At 58.6% G+C, this 18,769-nt stretch carries 16 protein-coding genes and 2 pseudogenes; 6 read left to right on the top strand and 12 right to left on the bottom strand.

The features are described 5' to 3' along the window. The first annotated feature begins 22 nt into the window (after positions 1 to 22). Complete coding sequence (locus ACD578_RS26905) at positions 23 to 784, top strand: polysaccharide deacetylase family protein (protein ID WP_404295629.1); 762 nt, start codon at positions 23 to 25, stop codon at positions 782 to 784. A 305-nt stretch (positions 785 to 1,089) separates the two neighbouring features. Here ACD578_RS26905 and ACD578_RS26910 read toward each other — a convergent pair whose 3' ends face one another. The 4 genes from ACD578_RS26910 to ACD578_RS26925 all read right to left on the bottom strand — a co-directional run bounded on the left by ACD578_RS26910 (position 1,090) and on the right by ACD578_RS26925 (position 4,388). Further along, on the bottom strand, positions 1,090 to 1,953 hold the full coding sequence (locus ACD578_RS26910; RefSeq protein ID WP_404294943.1) for a DUF2817 domain-containing protein: 864 nt from the start codon (positions 1,951 to 1,953) through the stop codon (positions 1,090 to 1,092). A gap of 164 nt (positions 1,954 to 2,117) precedes the next feature. Beyond that, positions 2,118 to 3,473 carry an IS1380 family transposase gene (locus ACD578_RS26915; protein ID WP_404294322.1) on the bottom strand — a complete coding sequence of 452 codons (1,356 nt, stop codon included), beginning with the start codon at positions 3,471 to 3,473 and terminating at the stop codon, positions 2,118 to 2,120. Positions 3,474 to 3,549: 76 nt separating this feature from the next. Then, positions 3,550 to 3,864 (bottom strand): DUF2817 domain-containing protein, encoded by a 315-nt coding sequence (locus ACD578_RS26920; protein ID WP_404294944.1) that lies wholly within the window; start codon positions 3,862 to 3,864, stop codon positions 3,550 to 3,552. Next, positions 3,864 to 4,388: a TOBE domain-containing protein gene (locus ACD578_RS26925; RefSeq protein ID WP_404294946.1), complete on the bottom strand. Its 525-nt coding sequence runs from the start codon at positions 4,386 to 4,388 to the stop codon at positions 3,864 to 3,866. The genes ACD578_RS26920 and ACD578_RS26925 overlap by 1 nt, the downstream gene beginning before the upstream one ends. 156 nt (positions 4,389 to 4,544) lie before the next feature. On the opposite strand from ACD578_RS26925, the gene ACD578_RS26930 reads away from it, so the two are divergent. Next, positions 4,545 to 5,900: an IS1380 family transposase gene (locus ACD578_RS26930; RefSeq protein ID WP_404294322.1), complete on the top strand. Its 1,356-nt coding sequence runs from the start codon at positions 4,545 to 4,547 to the stop codon at positions 5,898 to 5,900. 153 nt (positions 5,901 to 6,053) lie between these two features. Here ACD578_RS26930 and ACD578_RS26935 read toward each other — a convergent pair. The 5 genes and pseudogenes from ACD578_RS26935 to ACD578_RS26955 all read right to left on the bottom strand — a co-directional run. Continuing rightward, positions 6,054 to 6,554: pseudogene (locus tag ACD578_RS26935) on the bottom strand (ABC transporter ATP-binding protein); the annotation flags it as partial. Positions 6,555 to 6,564: 10 nt separating this feature from the next. Beyond that, the gene (locus ACD578_RS26940) at positions 6,565 to 7,377 is read right to left on the bottom strand and encodes an ABC transporter permease (RefSeq protein ID WP_404294948.1); all 813 of its coding nucleotides are present in this window, start codon (positions 7,375 to 7,377) and stop codon (positions 6,565 to 6,567) included. Continuing rightward, positions 7,374 to 8,258, bottom strand: coding sequence for an ABC transporter permease (locus ACD578_RS26945; protein ID WP_404294950.1), 885 nt, complete (start codon positions 8,256 to 8,258; stop codon positions 7,374 to 7,376). The genes ACD578_RS26940 and ACD578_RS26945 overlap by 4 nt, the downstream gene beginning before the upstream one ends. A gap of 44 nt (positions 8,259 to 8,302) precedes the next feature. Further along, entirely contained in the window at positions 8,303 to 9,481 is a 1,179-nt protein-coding gene (locus ACD578_RS26950) for a M24 family metallopeptidase (RefSeq protein ID WP_404294952.1), read from the bottom strand. A gap of 18 nt (positions 9,482 to 9,499) precedes the next feature. Further along, on the bottom strand, positions 9,500 to 10,570 hold the full coding sequence (locus ACD578_RS26955) for an extracellular solute-binding protein (protein WP_404294953.1): 1,071 nt from the start codon (positions 10,568 to 10,570) through the stop codon (positions 9,500 to 9,502). A gap of 715 nt (positions 10,571 to 11,285) precedes the next feature. Between ACD578_RS26955 and ACD578_RS26960 the strand changes: the two genes are divergently transcribed. Next, complete coding sequence (locus ACD578_RS26960; protein WP_404294955.1) at positions 11,286 to 11,426, top strand: hypothetical protein; 141 nt, start codon at positions 11,286 to 11,288, stop codon at positions 11,424 to 11,426. A 398-nt stretch (positions 11,427 to 11,824) separates the two neighbouring features. Here ACD578_RS26960 and dapA read toward each other — a convergent pair whose 3' ends face one another. The 3 genes from dapA to ACD578_RS26975 all read right to left on the bottom strand — a co-directional run bounded on the left by dapA (position 11,825) and on the right by ACD578_RS26975 (position 15,083). After that, entirely contained in the window at positions 11,825 to 12,724 is a 900-nt protein-coding gene (gene dapA, locus ACD578_RS26965) for a 4-hydroxy-tetrahydrodipicolinate synthase (RefSeq protein WP_404294957.1), read from the bottom strand. A 722-nt stretch (positions 12,725 to 13,446) separates the two neighbouring features. Continuing rightward, entirely contained in the window at positions 13,447 to 14,526 is a 1,080-nt protein-coding gene (locus tag ACD578_RS26970; protein ID WP_404294958.1) for an IS630 family transposase, read from the bottom strand. Positions 14,527 to 14,591: 65 nt separating this feature from the next. Beyond that, positions 14,592 to 15,083, bottom strand: a complete 492-nt coding sequence (locus ACD578_RS26975; protein WP_404294960.1) for an Lrp/AsnC family transcriptional regulator — start codon at positions 15,081 to 15,083, stop codon at positions 14,592 to 14,594. 286 nt (positions 15,084 to 15,369) lie between these two features. On the opposite strand from ACD578_RS26975, the pseudogene ACD578_RS26980 reads away from it, so the two are divergent. The 3 genes and pseudogenes from ACD578_RS26980 to ACD578_RS26990 all read left to right on the top strand — a co-directional run. Then, positions 15,370 to 15,657, top strand: a pseudogene (locus ACD578_RS26980) (aldehyde dehydrogenase family protein); the annotation flags it as partial. A 16-nt stretch (positions 15,658 to 15,673) separates the two neighbouring features. Beyond that, positions 15,674 to 17,077 (top strand): aspartate aminotransferase family protein, encoded by a 1,404-nt coding sequence (locus ACD578_RS26985; protein ID WP_404294961.1) that lies wholly within the window; start codon positions 15,674 to 15,676, stop codon positions 17,075 to 17,077. A 164-nt stretch (positions 17,078 to 17,241) separates the two neighbouring features. Then, positions 17,242 to 18,651, top strand: a complete 1,410-nt coding sequence (locus tag ACD578_RS26990; RefSeq protein ID WP_404294963.1) for an aldehyde dehydrogenase family protein — start codon at positions 17,242 to 17,244, stop codon at positions 18,649 to 18,651. Positions 18,652 to 18,769 lie beyond the last annotated feature (118 nt).

An 18,769-nucleotide genomic window follows, 5' to 3' on the forward strand; every position in this document is an offset into this window, starting at 1 on the left:
CTACGTCTCGACACTTTCATTCATGCGATATGATCCGGAAGTGGGGGTGCCAAGAATTCTTGACTTGTTCAAACGCTACAACATTCCGTTGACATTCTTTGTCCCGGGCTGGACCATCCAGCACTATCCTGCAGCTGTTGATCTTATTTTGCAGAACTCTCACGAGATCGAGCATCACGGATATCTACATCATGACAACAATAGTATGTCGCGCCAAGAGGAGCTAGATATTTTATGTAGAGGAATTGATATTATCGAGAAGGTCACCGGTCGAAGGCCTATGGGGTATCGGACGCCAATTATCAGTTCGAATGGGGTGTCAAGACATACTATCGGACTATTGGTTGAGCTGGGATTTATATTTGACAGCTCCTTACATGGCGACGACATCCCATATCTTCTACAGACCAGCGGGGGAAGACTCGTAGAAATCCCATGCATCCATGGACTAAGCGACTGGTATCACTACATGAACTGGCGAGATTTCAACTATCACGCGCCAGTCTCTGCGCCCGCCCGCGCAGGTGAGGTTTTTAAAGCGGAGTTCGATGCGGCTTGGGAACATAGAGGGATGTGGATGTGCGTTTGGCACCCGCCCGTGAGCGGGAGGCTAGCGCGATGCGCGGCGATCGAGCCCCTCCTTAGGTATATGATCAGCAAGGGCGATGTCTGGTTTGCGTCCATGTCCCAAATCGCTCGGCACGTCAATTCCGTGATCGAGAACGGAACCTGGACACCGCGCGTCGATAATTTGCCCTTTCACGCCTCCCCAACGACTCCTTGATTCAGAGGATGTTCGATGAAGCGACAGCGTCGGGCTACGTTGAGGTAAGGCTGAACGTTAATTATTCGGCGGGAATGTCAATGCAGTTGCTGGCACCAACAGCGCGGGCGACACTGAGGCCTTTTAAGCGGGGTAGTTCCAATCTGGCTGGTAAAGGCCCGGCCGAACTTTAACAACCAGTGCCAGTGGATTTGCGGCCGACCTAAAAGCCGCAGGATGCGAGCAACTCCACGATCATGTGGAGCGCCAGCGGAAGCCCTCACGAGTTGGCAACCGTTGCGAGCATGCCGGGAGTTCCTCACCCCTCACCAGGTCTCGGTCCGCTCACCCGCGGATGATCCAAGGCGTTGCCCTGTCAGCGCACCCAAGGCTTGGCGGTGAACCTGATGACAGCGGAAAATCACCATCTCCTGCCAATCCGGGAGATCAGGATTGTAATGACTTCTCGCAGCAAGTCGAATCTCCTTCCCCAGAGCGGTGTTCGCTTGATCACGTCGGTAAGCGAACAGCCAATGGTCATTGCGGAGCACCTCGCGCCCCTTTTCTGGGCTGAAAGTACCAAACTCCAAGCATACATAGGTGTGGCGGCTTCCTAGCTCTCGCTGCCAGAACTCGTCCTGAGTTCCGGTAATCTCAACAGAAGAAGATGTCCCGAGCTCAGGCGACGTGACGGAGGGACCGAAGATTTCCGATGCCCTTCGATAACCTTCGATACCGGACGCTGTCTCACACTGAAGCTCGCCGTATCCGTATGGGCCAAGTCCGGTATGATAATCAATGATGATCACGTACTCCCGTGCCGCGATCTCATAATCGTTGAAGATCTGTTCCAGAATCCTGCGCGGCTCCGACGCTTCGGTTCCGCCAAAAAACATACCATCAGGACGCGTATACTGGCCCTTTTTCCGCGCACTTTGAAAAGCTTTCTCGCCGTGTTCTGCACGAAACTCTGCAATAGCTTTCTCGGCCCGCGCCAATCCTTCTTCGGATATGTCTGCCGGCACCAGATGATCAGCGAGCCGCTCATAGCCGTCATTCTCCGGCAGAGCCTGGGAAAAGTCGATGAAGTTCCGATTGAGGTCACAACCTTCGGCAGTGACCCGACGATCCCAAGCGAAGCCATACGCATTCAGGGAATGGATCAGCAGAATTGCGACGGAACCATCCAAGTCCTTAACTAGCCGATCGTATTCACTGAGTTTGTTGCAGTGACCTGATAGATGGCCCGGGCGCGCCAATCCGTTGCGTCTGTTTCACCGCGGCGAGGTTTGGAACGTGGGGAACGCGTTGCAGAGACGAAATGAGGTGAGCGGGGCGATGGCGGCCCCGTCGCTTATGGCGAGGCCGCCCGGGGCTGGGGTGCCAGAGCGCTCGCAAGACGGCGGACGAGATCCGCTTCCGGACAGCACGAGGCAAAGGCCAGTCGGATGCGGCTGGTGCTTTCCTGCACCCGCACGGCGATCTTGAGCAGGCGCAGCCGCAGCGTTGCGAACTCCGCCCGGGCGAGATCGCGAGTGGCTGGGATGGCCTCCCGCACTGCCAGCATCAGCCAATAGGCGGCCGTGTGCAGCACGAGGCGAACCTGATTGGCCACCGCGCGCCGGCACGAGGTCCGATCAGACGCGAGTTGCGCCTTGTGGAACTTGATCCAGTTCTCGGCCTGACCCCGGGCACAGTACAGGCTCTCGTAGATGACTCGCGGGCTGGTTCTGATCAGGTTGGTGACCACAAAGCGGATGTCGAGCCCGAGGCGGGTCGCCTCAATGCGGGCCACCACCCGTCGCTCGCACGACCAGCTTTTGGCCCGGTGCATCGTCTCGGCAAAGCCGCGAACGACCTCGCGATCCTCCAGTGCCCTGTGGGTGCGCACCGCATCCGCCACATCCTGGACTTTGGCGGTGAGCGGCCTCGTGCCGGCCAGCCCAAAGAGGTAGCTGAGGCCGTTCTGCTCGCAGAACTCCATGGCCTCGGGACGGGCATAGTGACTGTCGCCGCGGATGGTGATGCGTGTCGTCGGCCAACGGGTGCGGATGCGCCGCACCAACCGGCGTAGATGCGCCCGCACCTCGATGCCAGACGGCGTCTTGCCCGGCCGCAGCACGATGGCGACGGGGCGGCCGGTGGCGCTGTCGTAGACGTGGATCGGCAGAAAGCAGCGCTCGTCATAATGGGCGTTGAACAGTGACAGCTGCTGATGTCCGTGCACCACGTCACAGGTGTCATCGACGTCCAGCACCGCCCCGTCGGGCGGAGTGGGATAGCTGTCCATCCATTGATCCACCAGAGCATAGGTCAGCCGGATCGCATCGCGCAGGCTCGGGGCGTTCTCCAGGCGCGAGAGGGTCGGCTGCGAGGCCAGATCGGCCCCGGTCTCCGGCAAGTGGCCGCAGGCGAGCTTGAACGCCGGATCCGAGCGCAGCGGGCCGAAGTCGTTGCAATCCTCATAGCCGCACGCGATGGCGAAGATGCGGGCGCGGATCATGTCGGTGATCGCGTGTGTCACGCGGCTCGGATCGCGCCGATCGGGGATGAGGCGCGCCAGCCGCTCGGCGATCCCGAGCTGGTGCTCGGCCTGGGCCAGGAGCATGACGCCGCCGTCCGACGACAGGCGCCCACCGTCAAAGGCGGCGGTGATCTTCTTGCGGGATACGGCTGGAAACGAGAACGTCGGGGTTGTATCGTCCGTCATGGCGGGTGTGGCAGCCTTGAAGGGGTTGCAGGATCGGCTTCAGCAACCAAATCCTACGCTGCTTCAAGCGCTTAAGCTACATCCGCCAGCCTTCTCCAGCCCTCTCGTGCATAAGAACGGCTAGACCCGAATGGAGCAAGGACAATTGTGCCGCGGATCCGCAATAACCTTCTACTCCGTGCGTTCCGGACACGAGAACAAGCAGGTTCTTGGCATCCACGCTCCCCAGATATGCGACGTCAGTAATGAGTTTCTCCCCATTGGGGCCCACATGGATCGACGGGTAGGCAGTTGCACTTGTCAACGTAAGAAACCGCTCGCGGGCCTGACAGTAATTCCGGGAAAACAGGTCGTTCATGGCTACGTCAAACATTCCATAAGGCCCTATCATCAGACTTGCATCGAAGGGGGTAGCAACCGAACCCGAGTGGGGTCGATCATGACTGATAACCTGGTTCCAGGGTTAGGGACCACTTTGCTGGGAAAGTGCCCGTCCATAAGGAGATTTAGCGATCCGACCTTGATGACAGTCCGATATGCGTGTCCCAGATAGCTGCTGCTCACCACGGTCGCCTGAAAGACAGGGGCGGCATCCGCGCTGGTCGCCAGTGTGATCGCCTCAGGCCGAATGACAGCGACCACGTCCCCAGATGGCGCACCGCAAGGCAACCTGACATCGGCATCGAGAATAAGGTTTCCATCCCCGTCAGCGCGAGCCGGCAAAGTATTGCACGCGCCAATGAATTCGGCCACGAACCGAGTTTCAGGGGTTTCGTAGATCTGCAGCGGGGTGCCGATCTGCTCGACGGTACCCTTGCTCATAACAACGACCCTGTCAGCGATAGCCAAGGCCTCCTCCTGATCGTGTGTCACAAAAAGAGTTGTGATATTCACGCGTTTGATCAGCGCACGCATTTCCTCCCGCAGGCGCAAGCGCAACTGCGCGTCTAGCCGTTCTTATGCACGAGAGGGCTGGAGAAGGCTGGCGGATGTAGCTTAAGCGCTTGAAGCAGCGTAGGATTTGGTTGCTGAAGCCGATCCTGCAACCCCTTCAAGGCTGCCACACCCGCCATGACGGACGATACAACCCCGACGTTCTCGTTTCCAGCCGTATCCCGCAAGAAGATCACCGCCGCCTTTGACGGTGGGCGCCTGTCGTCGGACGGCGGCGTCATGCTCCTGGCCCAGGCCGAGCACCAGCTCGGGATCGCCGAGCGGCTGGCGCGCCTCATCCCCGATCGGCGCGATCCGAGCCGCGTGACACACGCGATCACCGACATGATCCGCGCCCGCATCTTCGCCATCGCGTGCGGCTATGAGGATTGCAACGACTTCGGCCCGCTGCGCTCGGATCCGGCGTTCAAGCTCGCCTGCGGCCACTTGCCGGAGACCGGGGCCGATCTGGCCTCGCAGCCGACCCTCTCGCGCCTGGAGAACGCCCCGAGCCTGCGCGATGCGATCCGGCTGACCTATGCTCTGGTGGATCAATGGATGGACAGCTATCCCACTCCGCCCGACGGGGCGGTGCTGGACGTCGATGACACCTGTGACGTGGTGCACGGACATCAGCAGCTGTCACTGTTCAACGCCCATTATGACGAGCGCTGCTTTCTGCCGATCCACGTCTACGACAGCGCCACCGGCCGCCCCGTCGCCATCGTGCTGCGGCCGGGCAAGACGCCGTCTGGCATCGAGGTGCGGGCGCATCTACGCCGGTTGGTGCGGCGCATCCGCACCCGTTGGCCGACGACACGCATCACCATCCGCGGCGACAGTCACTATGCCCGTCCCGAGGCCATGGAGTTCTGCGAGCAGAACGGCCTCAGCTACCTCTTTGGGCTGGCCGGCACGAGGCCGCTCACCGCCAAAGTCCAGGATGTGGCGGATGCGGTGCGCACCCACAGGGCACTGGAGGATCGCGAGGTCGTTCGCGGCTTTGCCGAGACGATGCACCGGGCCAAAAGCTGGTCGTGCGAGCGACGGGTGGTGGCCCGCATTGAGGCGACCCGCCTCGGGCTCGACATCCGCTTTGTGGTCACCAACCTGATCAGAACCAGCCCGCGAGTCATCTACGAGAGCCTGTACTGTGCCCGGGGTCAGGCCGAGAACTGGATCAAGTTCCACAAGGCGCAACTCGCGTCTGATCGGACCTCGTGCCGGCGCGCGGTGGCCAATCAGGTTCGCCTCGTGCTGCACACGGCCGCCTATTGGCTGATGCTGGCAGTGCGGGAGGCCATCCCAGCCACTCGCGATCTCGCCCGGGCGGAGTTCGCAACGCTGCGGCTGCGCCTGCTCAAGATCGCCGTGCGGGTGCAGGAAAGCACCAGCCGCATCCGACTGGCCTTTGCCTCGTGCTGTCCGGAAGCGGATCTCGTCCGCCGTCTTGCGAGCGCTCTGGCACCCCAGCCCCGGGCGGCCTCGCCATAAGCGACGGGGCCGCCATCGCCCCGCTCACCTCATTTCGTCTCTGCAACGCGTTCCCCACGTTCCAAACCTCGCCGCGGTGAAACAGACGCAACGGATTGGCGCGCCCGGGCCATCTATCAGGTCACTGCAACAAACTCAGTGAATACGATCGGCTAGATTGGAGAACGGCTCATCCAGAAGGAGAACGGCAGGTCTCACAGCAAGCGCCCGAGCTAAGGCGACGCGTTGCTGCTGCCCGCCCGACAGCTCTTTGGGGTAGCGATGCTTCAGCGCCTCCAATTCCACCAGTTGAAGCATCTCTTCGACTCGCTGGCGCTTTGCCGTTCTCTCCATATTTCGATTGTCCAGCCCAAAAGCGATATTCTGAGCGACCGTCATATGGGGGAACAGCCCGTAGGCCTGGAACACCATACCTGTATCGCGCCGATATGGCGGAGCAGTTGTCACGTCCACGCCAGAGATAAGAACCTGTCCGTCTGTAGGCTCCACAAACCCCGCAACCATGCGCAAGGTCGTCGTTTTTCCGCATCCTGATGGGCCGAGAAGGCAGACGATCTCACCATGCATCATGTCGAGAGAGAAGTCTTCCACTGCCACATGGTCGGTGTAAGTCTTGCGAATTCCCTTGAGGGAAACAACAGGTGTCGAGCTCATGTATTATCGATTATCTGCCAACTACTTGGCTGACGCCGACCAGCTTCTCAATCAGGAGGATCACCCCCAGAGTCACCGCAATCACGATACTGGAAACGGCAGCCACGGTCGGGTCATAGCTGCTCTCAACGAACGAAAATATCTGGACAGGGAGAGTGATGGTTGATGCGCTCGCCAGGAATACTGAGAGCGTAACGTTACCGAAGGAGGTCACGAAAGCGAATACTCCGGCGGCTATGATACTTGGCATCAAGAGGGGAACCGAAACCCGCATGATCACTCGCAGTGGGGGTGCGCCTAGGTTGAGTGCGGCTTCCTCCAGCGTCTTGTTCAGCAGGCTGAAGCCAGTTGTCAGTGTGCGAACAACATAAGGCAGCATGATTAGAATATGGCCCAGAAGCAGACCGGTAAATGTTTGGCTCAAGCCGATCGATGACAGAAACTGAAGAAGCGCCAGCCCTAAGACCACCATGGGAATGACGATCGGAGAGAGCAGCAGCGATACGAACAGCGAACGCGCGGGGAATTTGAAGCGGTCAAGTACGAATGCGCCGGTAAAACCGAGGGCAAGAGCAATGACCGTCGCAAGGAGCGCGAGGTAAGTGCTGTTCCAGATGGCCCTGATGAATTGGCCATTCTGCCAGACCTGATTGTACCACTTGAGAGACAGGCCGTCCGGCGGGAACTGCAGCATGGCCCCCGAGGTGAGCGATGATCCAACGACAATGATCGCCGGGGTCAGCATCATCAAATAGACGAAGCCCCGTAGGATGAGCCCACCATAGCGCAGGATCTGATCCGATAAGTCAACTTTAGTATTCATTTCCTGTCTTTCGAGAGCAGGGCATTCGCGGCACGAATGGAGGACAACAGAATGACCGTCACCACTAGAAGAATGATCGACATTGCTGCTCCGATCGGCCAATTCAACAGAACTACAATCTGCTCGTAAATCATCGCGCCGATCATCTGGACGCGGTTCCCGCCAATTAGACGCGGCGTGATAAATGCCGAAATCGTAAGGATGAACACGAGCAACATTCCGGATGCAATGCCGGGTGCTGCGAGCGGGAGGATGACGCGCCTAAACGTTCGAAGCCGATTGGCTCCAAGATTCGCAGCTGCCTCCTCAAGAACATGATCAATCTGGGAGACAACCCCCATCACTGACAGGATCGTGAATGGCAGGAACTGTTGGACAAGAACGAAGATTACCGACCCGTGGTTGAAGACCATTCGCGCCGGTGAATCCAATATCCCGAGTGCTAGGAGAAGCTGGTTTATGATGCCCGAGCGACCCAAAACCACCAACCAGCCAAAAACCACAACCACGAGGCTGAGCGTCATTGGTAAAACAACTGCGATTAACCGCCAACGACGTTTGCTGGTGGGAAGTCGGGCTAGGGAGTAGCCAACCGGGAACCCGAGAACGGCACAGATAACTGAAACGGCCACTCCCATAGCCAACGTTTCGAAGAGGACCGATATGAAGAGCCCATCTGACAGCAGCCGGCCGAATTGTATCAAGCTGAACCCTTCGCCCCCGATCGAACGTTCTCCTGGCAGAACGCTGATCCTTGCCAATCCAAGGAATGGCAAGATTAGGATCACGACAAGATAGAGAAACGATGGCGCAATCAAAACCGCAAACCAGAAGCGCTGTCGCGCTGCTGGCACCAAGGGTGATTGGGTAGATGCGTTCATGCCTGATTTCTTAGAATGCATCCCAGTTTTCGCTGATGTCTGCATCAATTCTTCGCAGCCAACTTGCGCTCGAATAGGGTTAGGGGCTCGTTGCCATTCTCAGTCACGAGAAAAGACTGGGTGATGGCGATCCCCGTATTCTCAAGCCACAAGCCGGACATGCAGTGGAAGGCCATCCCAGGTTGAAGCACTGTCTTGTCGCCTGGACGTAGACTGGTGGTGCGCTCACCCCACGTGGGAGGAAAGCCAAGGCCGATGGAATAGCCAAGCCGTGCTTCCTTCTCGAAGCCATGCCTGGAAATCGACTTGCGCCAGACCAGCTCGACCTCTTCAGCGGTCATCCCTGGGCGGATGCTGTCCATTGTTGTGTTCAACCCCTCGACCACAGCATCGGCTAGACGCCAGTAGCTTTCCGGCGGTTGACCGAGGTAGACTGTTCGAGAGATCGGGCAGTGGTAATGCAGTCGCGCGCCCGCAATCTCGATGTTGAGGGGGCTGTTATTCTGCAGCGGCTGGTCAGTCCACAGCCCGTGCGGGGTACGAACCCTTTCCCCGGCGCAGAAATGAGGAGGGCTAGTCGTGTAGACACCGCCGAATTCCGGAGTGCCTGATATTTGCGTCTTGTAAATTTCCGAGACAACGTCGCATTCTCGGACACCTGGGGCGCACTTGTCGATCGCGGCCGCCATGGCGGCGTCCGCAATCCGGCCTGCCTGCCGCATGTAATCCTGCTCTGCCGGGCTTTTGACCAGTCGCACACGATTGACCAGCAGTTCGGCGTCACCAAAGCGCACATTCGGAAGGTTCCTGACGAACTCCGCATGTATGCGCGCAGTATAGTAATATGCCCCCATTTCGACGCCGATAGACCCTTTATCAAGGTTTCTTTCCTTCAGGATTTCCGACGTCGGCTCGACGGGGTGCGAGGTGCTAGATTGCACGAAGTGGTCCGGATAGGAGCGGATGTTTTCGTCGCGCAGGTACGTTGTATCGCGAGCAGACACCGCATCCATGAAGCGGCCGATCCAGATCGGCTGATCCAGATTGCACGAGACGACAAGAAATAGGGGAGAATAGAACGCCCAGGCGTCAAACCCCGTCAGATAGAAGATGTTGGCCGGATCTGACAGGATGATCGTGTCAAAACCGGATTTCTCCATTTCTACCTTGGTGGCGGCGAGTCGCGCCCGGTATTCGACCTCAGTGAAGTAAAGAGCTGGCATTGTTTTTGTTTCCCTAGCTTATCGGAATTCTCGATTGAAACGGGCGAACCAAGCCGAGCGGTTAGCTGCAACTTTGTTCCAGTCGACGCTCTTGATGTTGCTGGCTCGTTCTCCGTAGGTCAGGATTGTCCTCGCAATGTCCTCGGGAAGCTGCACATTGGTGGTCGGCCCGTAACGGAAGAATTTGGCGAGGCCGCCAATGAATTCGTCCGACATGGCTTGCTCAAGGTAGGCCTTCACAGCCTCGGGGTGCTTGGAGTTTTTGATCGGGCAGAAATAGGAGCGAACTGCGTACAGTCCCTCTTGCGGAGTCACCAGTTCCAATGGCATGCCCGCTGTGCGCATGGCATTGACACGGCCATCCCATAATGCGCCAGCCCAAACCTCCTGTTGTTGGAATAGCTGCTGCAAGTTGACCGTCGATGGGGTGAGGGACGCTACATTGGTCTTGATCTTCGCGAAAGCAGCGAAGCCTGGATCGATGTTGTCGACTCCGCCGCCATTCGCCTCTGCCAGGGCAAGCAGGAAAAGCAGCCCACCATTGTTCTCTAGGTTGAATAAGCCGACGCGGTCCTTCAACTTTGGGCGGGCAAGGTCCGCATAGGAAAACAGTGGCTGGTCAATGTACTTCGTGTTGTAGGCCAAGGCCATTGCCGACACCGTAAATGGAATGCCGTAGTCGCCGAATTCGCGCATTCGGGGTAGGATCTTCGAGATTCCGCCTATCTGATCCGCCGTCGCCGGCTTGGTAACATCTGCCGAAATCAACTCTGGCAGGGAAGGGCTGTCGCACAGGACAATGTCGAAAGGCGGGTTATCCGGTGTGGCGATCACCTTCGCGACTGCAGCCGCACTTGAGCCTGGGGTATAGATGACGTTAAGGCCTGTTCGCTCTTTGAGAGGCGTGGCGATAAGCTCGGTCATTAAGCGATCATAGTCGCCGCCATAGCCGTTTATTTGCAGGGTGACTCCCGAGAAGGATTTGCCTTGTGCACGCACGATGCTGGGTGCTGCAATTGCTGAGGCAGCTGAAAGCAAAATGAAATCTCGACGATGCATGATGTGTTCCCTCTCACCTTTGATTGTCATAAAGACTATTCGTAGCGTAGGTACGATTTCCTGCAAATTCATGGTTTATGACGCAGTAAAAGTGCAAAATCAGGCTATATAAGCAGTACTTGTACACGATACTGCAGCATCGGTAGCTGTGCTCACAAGCGGTGATCCACCTCCACTGAAACGATCCGCCCTGAAGTTTGTCTTGAGGCTCACAGCAGGACCACAATGCTCAAGAAACGTCACAAGCCGGAAGAGAATGTCGCAAAGTTGCGCCAAGTCGATGTGATGGTCGAAGGCCAATTCGTTGCCGTCGCGCCATCGGCGCGACTGAGGTGGGCTTCGAGACGAACTCCTCGCTGGCAAGATCTTCTACTCGCTCAGGAGGCTCAGGTCGTGGTTGAAAACTGGCGGCGCCATACCAACACCCTGAGGCCCCGTGGACCCCTCCTCACCGTCAACTTAACCAAAGAGTGACCGGATCGAAGCATATGTGTGGGATGAAATCGCCTCGCCATCCGCACCAGGCCGCCATTGGTTTGCAGCTGAAGTCATCAGCTACGGCGTCTGGCTGTACTTTCGATTCCCTTTTGAGCCTGCGCATAGTGGAGGAGATGCTCGCCGCCAGAGGCATTGAATGAGCCACGAGGCAGTCCGGCAGCGACATCTGAGGTTTGGTCAGGGCCTTGCCAGACAGATCCGCCGCCGCATTCCTGACCCTTGAGACAAATGGCGTTTCCATGAGGTCGTGATCAGCATAGCCGGCAAGAAGCATTGGCTTTGGCGCACAATAGATTGGCATAACGTCGTGCTCGACATCTCGGTTCGGAGCCGCCACAACGCCCAGCCAGGCGCATTTTACGCAAGTTGTTCGGGAAGCCGGGCATAGCTCCGCGAGTGATGATCCCAGATAAAGCGCAGCGAAAAGGATCGTGATGCCCAGCGTGGAGCATCGGCAGCACCCAGGCTTTGATAATTGAGCTGAGAAAAGCCATCAGCCCGCCCTATGCCGCGAGAGGGTTATGAATTGCTTCAAATCCGCAGGTTAGGCCCAACGCTTCCTCTCAGTTCACGATCAGATTGCAAGCCACTTCTTCTGTTCTGCGAACACCTTGGAATTAGGTCGAGGAGAAGCTGTCACTGAAGCTATTTGAGCCGCTACCCAATAAGTTGCTTTGCCTCCAGGCCGGTAACTTGACGGTACCTGATGACTACAGCCGCCGGTATTTATTCGTTTTGACCTGAACCTCTTTCCACCGGCAGCTGCATAAGCCAATCTGCACTTCCTCACGTTCCCCAAGTTACCATTGCTTGGTCAATTCTTGACGCCAGCCCAGCGGTAATGGGGACCATTGGCAGACGTGTCTCAGGGCTATCGATCAAGCCTGCACGCCAGAGCCAATACTTGACAGGTCCGGGACTAGGCTCGGCAAACAGCAATCGCGGCAGGTCGGCAAGACGCTTCCAGTCTGCCAGCGCTCCGACGTGATCGCCAGAGAGCAGCTTGTTACGGATGGCGGCGAACGCAGGCGTCTGAACATGAGCGGAAGCCGTAATGCCGCCATCTGCGCCCTGAGCCAGGGCACTGTAGAACTGATGATCTTCACCGGTGAAGACCGCAAACTGCGCCGGCTTATGCCGTAAAAGGTCAAAAGACTGCGCGGGGTCGGCTGAGCAATCCTTGACGCCAACGATGTTGGGGCGCTCGGCCAACTGCAGCAATGTCTCATTGCCGAGATTGACGCCGGTTCGATACGGGATGTTGTAGAGGAGGATCGGCCTTTCGGTGCTGTTGGCCAGCGCAGAAAAATGGCCGAGCAATCCCAGCTGTGATGGCCTTGTATAATAGGGACAAGCGATCAGGTAGCCCGTGATAGTCCACAATGCCGTACGCTCCAGCGCCTTGACCAGCTTCCGCGTGTCGCTGCCGGAGAGGCCGAAATAGAGCGGGATGCGCTTTCCGGCTGCGGTGAGAGTGTCGCTTGTGATCGACACCAGTCGCTCGGCCTCCTCGTCATCAAGCGACATACCCTCTCCGGTGGTGGCACCAAGGATGAGGCCGTCGACTGGCTGCGCCGCGTAATGCGTGACAAGCCTGCGCAAGGAACCCTCGTCCAGCAGGCCATCGCGAAACGGTGTGATGAGCGGCAGCCAGAGGCCGCTCAAGACTGAAGGTGTGGCGTCCATGAATTCCATCTCCTCAAGGCCGGAGACGGAGCGCGCGCAAAAACCCCGTCCAAACCGGCGGGGTCAATCTGATCGGAGTGCTTGCTATCTTCTGCGCGCAAAGACCAAATGCCCCTAGTGCGGGGCTTTTTTCGAGATCGTGAGTTTGGCGCGGCTATAATCCATAGAGTATGAAACACACATTCTCGACAATGTGTCAAGGTAGGAGAAACTCACCGTCGATCGTCGATAACTCCAGTACCGACGATGCAGGACGCTTGGATTCTATATCTAGCCAGTGAGGGGAGCATGCGAACCTGTGGGACAACTCGTGAGAGGGTGCCTTCAGAAGAGCGGTGATCGATCCGTTCAGCGGCAGCGGGATGAGACCCAAGCTCGTGGGAGGCAATGTTGCCCACAATGCCTGATGCTCTCCTTATACAGCTAATAGGGCTGGCTCAGGTTCGCTGCACGAGAGATTTGAAATTGCAGTGAGCCCCCGATGGAGGTCCTCCTCAGCAATGGAGCCCACTGAAACTCTGACGGCTGACTGATGCGCAGATGCATTGATCGCAAATGCGGCCCCCTCGCTGCAGCGACGCCTTGCAAACGAGCGTGCGACACGAACTCGTCTTCACGGTCTTCCTCACCAAGTCGTAACAAGATATGCAGGCCCTCCGGGAGGCTAGTGTATGAAAGCCATAAGACCAGTTGCCCCCTCTGTCCGGCAAGCTGCCGAACAGCTAGTGTTGTGACTCTAACGCTTGTTTCGCACGGGCGACCTTTTCCAGGATAGCCGAGGCCGGGGCCGTCCAGACAAAGGGTTTGGGATCCGCATTGTGGTGCTCCAGGTAGTCCATGATCGCACTCTCCAGATCGGGCACGCTCGTGAAGGCGCCCCGCCGAATGCGCTCCTGCGTGATCAGGGCAAAGAACCGCTCAACTTGGTTGAGCCATGAGGCCGAGGTCGGCGTGAAGTGCAGGTGGAAGCGCGGATGCTTCTCGAGCCAAGCCTTCACCTTCGGGTGCTTGTGGGTCGCATAATTGTCCACGATCAGGTGCAGGTCGAGGCGCTTGTCCGTGTTCCGATCGATGACACGCAGGAAGCGCAGAAACTCCTGATGGCGATGGCGCTTCATGCAGGTGCCCAGGACCGTGCCGGTCGCCACATCCAGAGCCGCAAACAAGGTTGTGGTCCCGTGGCGTTTATAGTCGTGGGTCATGGTCCCGAGCCGCCCCTTCTTCAGCGGCAGACCGGGCTGGGTGCGGTCGAGCGCCTGAATCTGGCTCTTCTCGTCGACCGCGAGAACCAGGGCCTTGTCCGGCGGATCGAGGTAGAGGCCAACCACGTCCTGGACTTTCTCGACGAAGCGCTTGTCGGTGGACAACTTGAACGTCTTGATCAGGTGCGGCTTGAGACCGTGCGCGTGCCAGATCCGCTGCACGCTGGTGTGGGACAGGCCTGTGACAGCGGCCATGGAGCGCACGCTCCAGTGGGTCGCTCGCGGCGGCTTCTCGTGCAGGGTCATGTCGAGCACGCGCTGGATCACCGCTGCCGTGAGGGGCTTGCGCCCCGGCGGGCGAGACGCGTCCTTGAGAAGCCCCTCCACGCCCGCCTGCGCATAGCGGCGGCGCCAGCGCCGCACGGTCAGAGTGCTCGTGCCGACGCGAGCAGCCACCTCGGTGGCGCGCAGGCCCTCACCCGTCAGCAGAACAATCCGAGCACGCCAGACGACCTTCTGGGGTGTGTTGCGGTCGCGGACCAGGGTCTCCAGGCGATCCCGATCAGCGGCCGGAACCTCAATGCGTTCGATCTTGCCCATCCGAGCAACATCGCACGTCAGACCCGATTTCGGAATCTCCCGTCAGTGACAGAACACTAGTTCCACTAGCTAGCGCCGAACACCGGATCATCGGCATCGATGGGGAATTCAAAACTCGCCTTCACTCTGTCCATCACAACCATGGTCTTGAACCCCTTGATGTCAGGGTTCTCATAGAAAAACCGGCGCGTAAACTGCTCGTAGTCCTCCATACTCTTGGCCGTAACAACCAAGATGAAGTCTGCATCTCCGGTGACGTAAAAGCCGATCATCACCTCCCGGGTCGAGCGGATTGCGCTTTTAAACCGATCGACGATGTCGGCGCGCTCACGCTCAAGCGAGACGAGGACAATCATCGTGACGCTGCGACCGACCGCCTTTGGAGACACGATGGCCACATCAGCTTCGATCACTCCCTCAGCCCGGAGGCGCTTGAGGCGGCGCTGGCATGCCGTCGGGGAGAGATTGACGAGCTTGCCAAGTTCTTCTGACGTGAGGCGGTTATTCCGTTGCACGGCTTCTAGAAGAGCCGCATCGAGGCGATCAAGATCAGGCATGCATCTTTTCTGCGTAATCCAGGCTAAATTTGCCCGATTTCAGACTAAATATGCTTCATAAAGCCGTCAATAGCACTCCATTCCTATATAAATTGTAGGGATCCAGTCGCCGCCACTTCGGCGGCCCATACCCTTTAGAGATGCCATGCAAGGCCTAGCTGCAGCCACTTTGCGCCGAATACGGCGGCCCGATCTCCTCGAGCATCGCGCGTTCATCGCCGGTGAGTGGATCGAATGCAATACAAATTTGCCGGTCGTTGACCCGGCGGGCGAACACCTCGTGGATGTTGCAGCGATCCTGCCCTTTGAGAGTGAAGCCGAGGTCATCGCACGGGCCAACAACACCGAAATGGGCTTGGCCGCCTACGTGTACACGACCGATCTCGGACGGACGATGCGCCTTACGGACCAGCTCGAATACGGCATGGTTGCGGTCAACACGCCAAAATTCACCGGCGCGCCGATTCCCTTCGGCGGTTGGAAGCAGTCCGGTCTCGGCCGCGAGGGATCTCGCCACGGGATCCTTGAGTACCTTGAACCGAAATATGTGTGCATCGGCAACTTAGCCGCTTGAATTCAGGAGAACGACAATGACGATCGACGTGGCTGAGATCAGCCGGCTGGATAAAGCCAGCGTGCTCCATCCCTTCACGCAGCTGAAGGATTTCGCCACCGGCAAGGCCGGGGATCCGACGATTGTCGAAACCGGGCAGGGGATCCGCATCAAAGACGCTACGGGACGCGAGTACATCGACGGCTTTGCCGGTCTCTACTGCGTCAACGTCGGTTACGGTCGCACAGAGATTGCCGAGGCCATCTCCCGGCAGGCGTACCGGCTGGCCTATTACCACTCCTATGCCGCCCACACCACGGACGAGCTGGCCATTTTGTCCGATCGCCTGGTCCGCATGGCTCCCGGCAAGATGAGCAAAGTTTTCTATGGCATGTCGGGCTCCGACGCCAATGAGACCAATGCGAAGCTCGTCTGGTACTACAACAACCTGCGCGGCCAGCCCCGGAAGAAGAAGATCATCTCCCGCGAGCGCGGCTATCATGGCTGCAGCGTGATCTCCGGCTCGATGACCGGGATGAGCTTCTACCACGATTACATGGATCTGCCCGTCTCAGGGATCATCCACACTGGCGTTCCGCACCATTACTGGGGCGCTAATCCAGGCGAAACCGAGCTGGAGTTCTCGCAGCGCCGAGCGGCAGAACTGGAGGAGCTGATCTTGCGCGAGGGGCCGGAGACGGTCGGGGCCTTCATCGGCGAGCCCGTTCTCGGGACCGGCGGCATCACGCCGCCGCCGGAGGGCTACTGGCCGGCGATCCAACAGGTTCTGAAGAAGTACGACGTGCTGCTGATTGCCGACGAGGTGATCACGGGATTCGGACGCGTCGGATCGATGTTCGGCTCCGATCACTATGGCATCGAGCCCGACCTGATTACCGTCGCAAAAGGTCTGACGTCAGCGTACTTCCCGCTGTCGGGCTCAATCGTCGGTGAGAAAGTCTACAAGGTTCTCGAGGAGGGTGCCGACCGCGTTGGAGCGTTCTCCCATGGGTATACCTATTCCGGTCATCCCATCGGTGCGGCTGCTGCAAACGCGGTCCTGGACCTGGTCGAGAAAGAGAACCTTCCCGGCAATGCCCGTGAGGTTGGCGCCTATTTCCAGGAGCGCCTCAAAGCCGCCTTCGCCCAGCTCCCAATTGTGGGTGAGGTCCGCGGCGTCGGCCTGATGGGAGCCATTGAGTTCGTGGCGGACCGGGAGCGAAAGTCCCGCTTCGAGGCGAGTTTGAAGGTTGGCGCCCGGATCTCCAAGGTGGCCCGTGACCGTGGGCTGATTGCCCGCGCGATGCCGCACGGTGACATCCTGGGCTTTGCCCCGCCTCTGGTCACGACCAAAGGTGAGGTCGACGAGATCGTCTCCATCGCCGAAGCCGCCGTGCGCCAGGTCATGGACGAACTCACACGCGACGGCCAGAAAATCTGAACGATGGAGGCCGGAGAAGCCCGGCCACCATCACAGGCGTCTCAATCGTAATCGACCACTGCATCAAAAGTGCGGGCGGGGCGCGGGTCAATGCGCCTTGCCCTGACCAACGAACTTAACCGCCGCGTATGCCGGCGCATCATCAGGGAAGAGGAGGCTGGCGAATGACCGCTGCCAAACTTCATATCACGACTCGCTTGGCGCCCATCTCAGTGTACAGCCCCTATGATGGAGCTCTCGTGGGGTCGGTAGACGCGACGGATGCAAGCGAAATCAGTGAGCTTCTCGCGCGCGCCCGGCGCGGGGCCGAGCTTTCGCGGAACGTGCCACGGCATCAACGAGCGAGCATTCTTGAGCGTGCCGCTCAAGTCGTTGAAAGCCGTCGCGATGCATTTGCTAAAACCATCGTGCTCGAAGCCGGAAAAACGATTGTTCAGGCACAAAAGGAAGTCCTTCGCTGCGTCAATACTCTGAAGCTGTCAGCCGAGGAGGCAAAGCGCAACGCCGGTGAGATCGTGCCGTTCGACGCCTACGCGGGATCAGAACTGCGCCAGGGCTGGTTTACCCGTGAGCCACTCGGCATCATCACCGCCATCACACCCTACAATGACCCGCTTAACCTTGTGGCTCATAAGCTCGGCCCCGCAATCGCGGGAGGGAACGCGGTGCTTCTGAAACCATCGAATTTGACTCCGTTCTCCGCAATCAACCTTGTCGAGGTCCTTCTGGAGGCCGGTTTACCTCAGGAGGTTATTACCGTCGTCCACGGCGATAGAGAGCTGGTTTCCGCTTTGGTTTCTGCACGTGACGTGCGCATGGTGTCGTTCACCGGCGGATTTGCCACCGGAGAGGCCATCAGTCGCATAGCAGGATTGAAGAAGCTGGCGATGGAACTCGGGGGCAATGCTCCCGTCATCGTGATGAATGATTGCGATTTCGATAAGGCCGTGGGAGGTTGCGTCTCTGGCGCATTCTGGGCAGCCGGGCAGAATTGCATTGGCGCTCAGCGCATTCTGGTTCAAGCCGAACTCTACGATCGCTTTCGAAAGGCCTTCATTGAGGCCACTGAGAAACTCAGGGCCGGCGATCCGTTGTCCGAAACGACTGATGTCGGCCCAATGATCTCGGAACAGGCAGCGGAACGCACGAAGACAGCGGTCGATGAAGCCATTGCCGCCGGAGCAAGACTGTTGTGCGGGCACCGCCGCGAGGGGACCTTGTATCACCCGACGGTGCTGGAAGGCACGCCAACGACCTGCCGCCTCTGGCACGAGGAAGTGTTTGCCCCTGTCGTCATGCTTGCTCCCTTCGACACGCTCGATGAAGCCATCGCGATGGCCAATGATCCGGACTATAGCCTGCATGCCGGCATCTTCACCAACAATCTGTCTGTCGCGCTTGAGGCGGCCGGCAGGATCGAGGCCGGCGGCGTAATGATCAACGACTCGTCGGACTATCGGTTCGATGCCATGCCCTTCGGTGGCTTCAAATACGGCAGCATGGGCCGGGAAGGCGTTCGCTTTGCCTATGAGGAAATGACCCAGCCAAAGGTGGTGTGCATCAACCGGGGGTGAGCTCGCACCGCCAGCCGGTGCTGCTCTCTTCCTGACTGGCGTCACCTGAAGAACTCGAGTGCAGCATCCAAGACAATACGCGCGAGTGGCCCTGGCCGGGCGCAAAGATCAACCTCGT

Source organism: Microvirga sp. RSM25 (assembly GCF_044784385.1).
Classification (GTDB): domain Bacteria; phylum Pseudomonadota; class Alphaproteobacteria; order Rhizobiales; family Beijerinckiaceae; genus Microvirga; species Microvirga tunisiensis.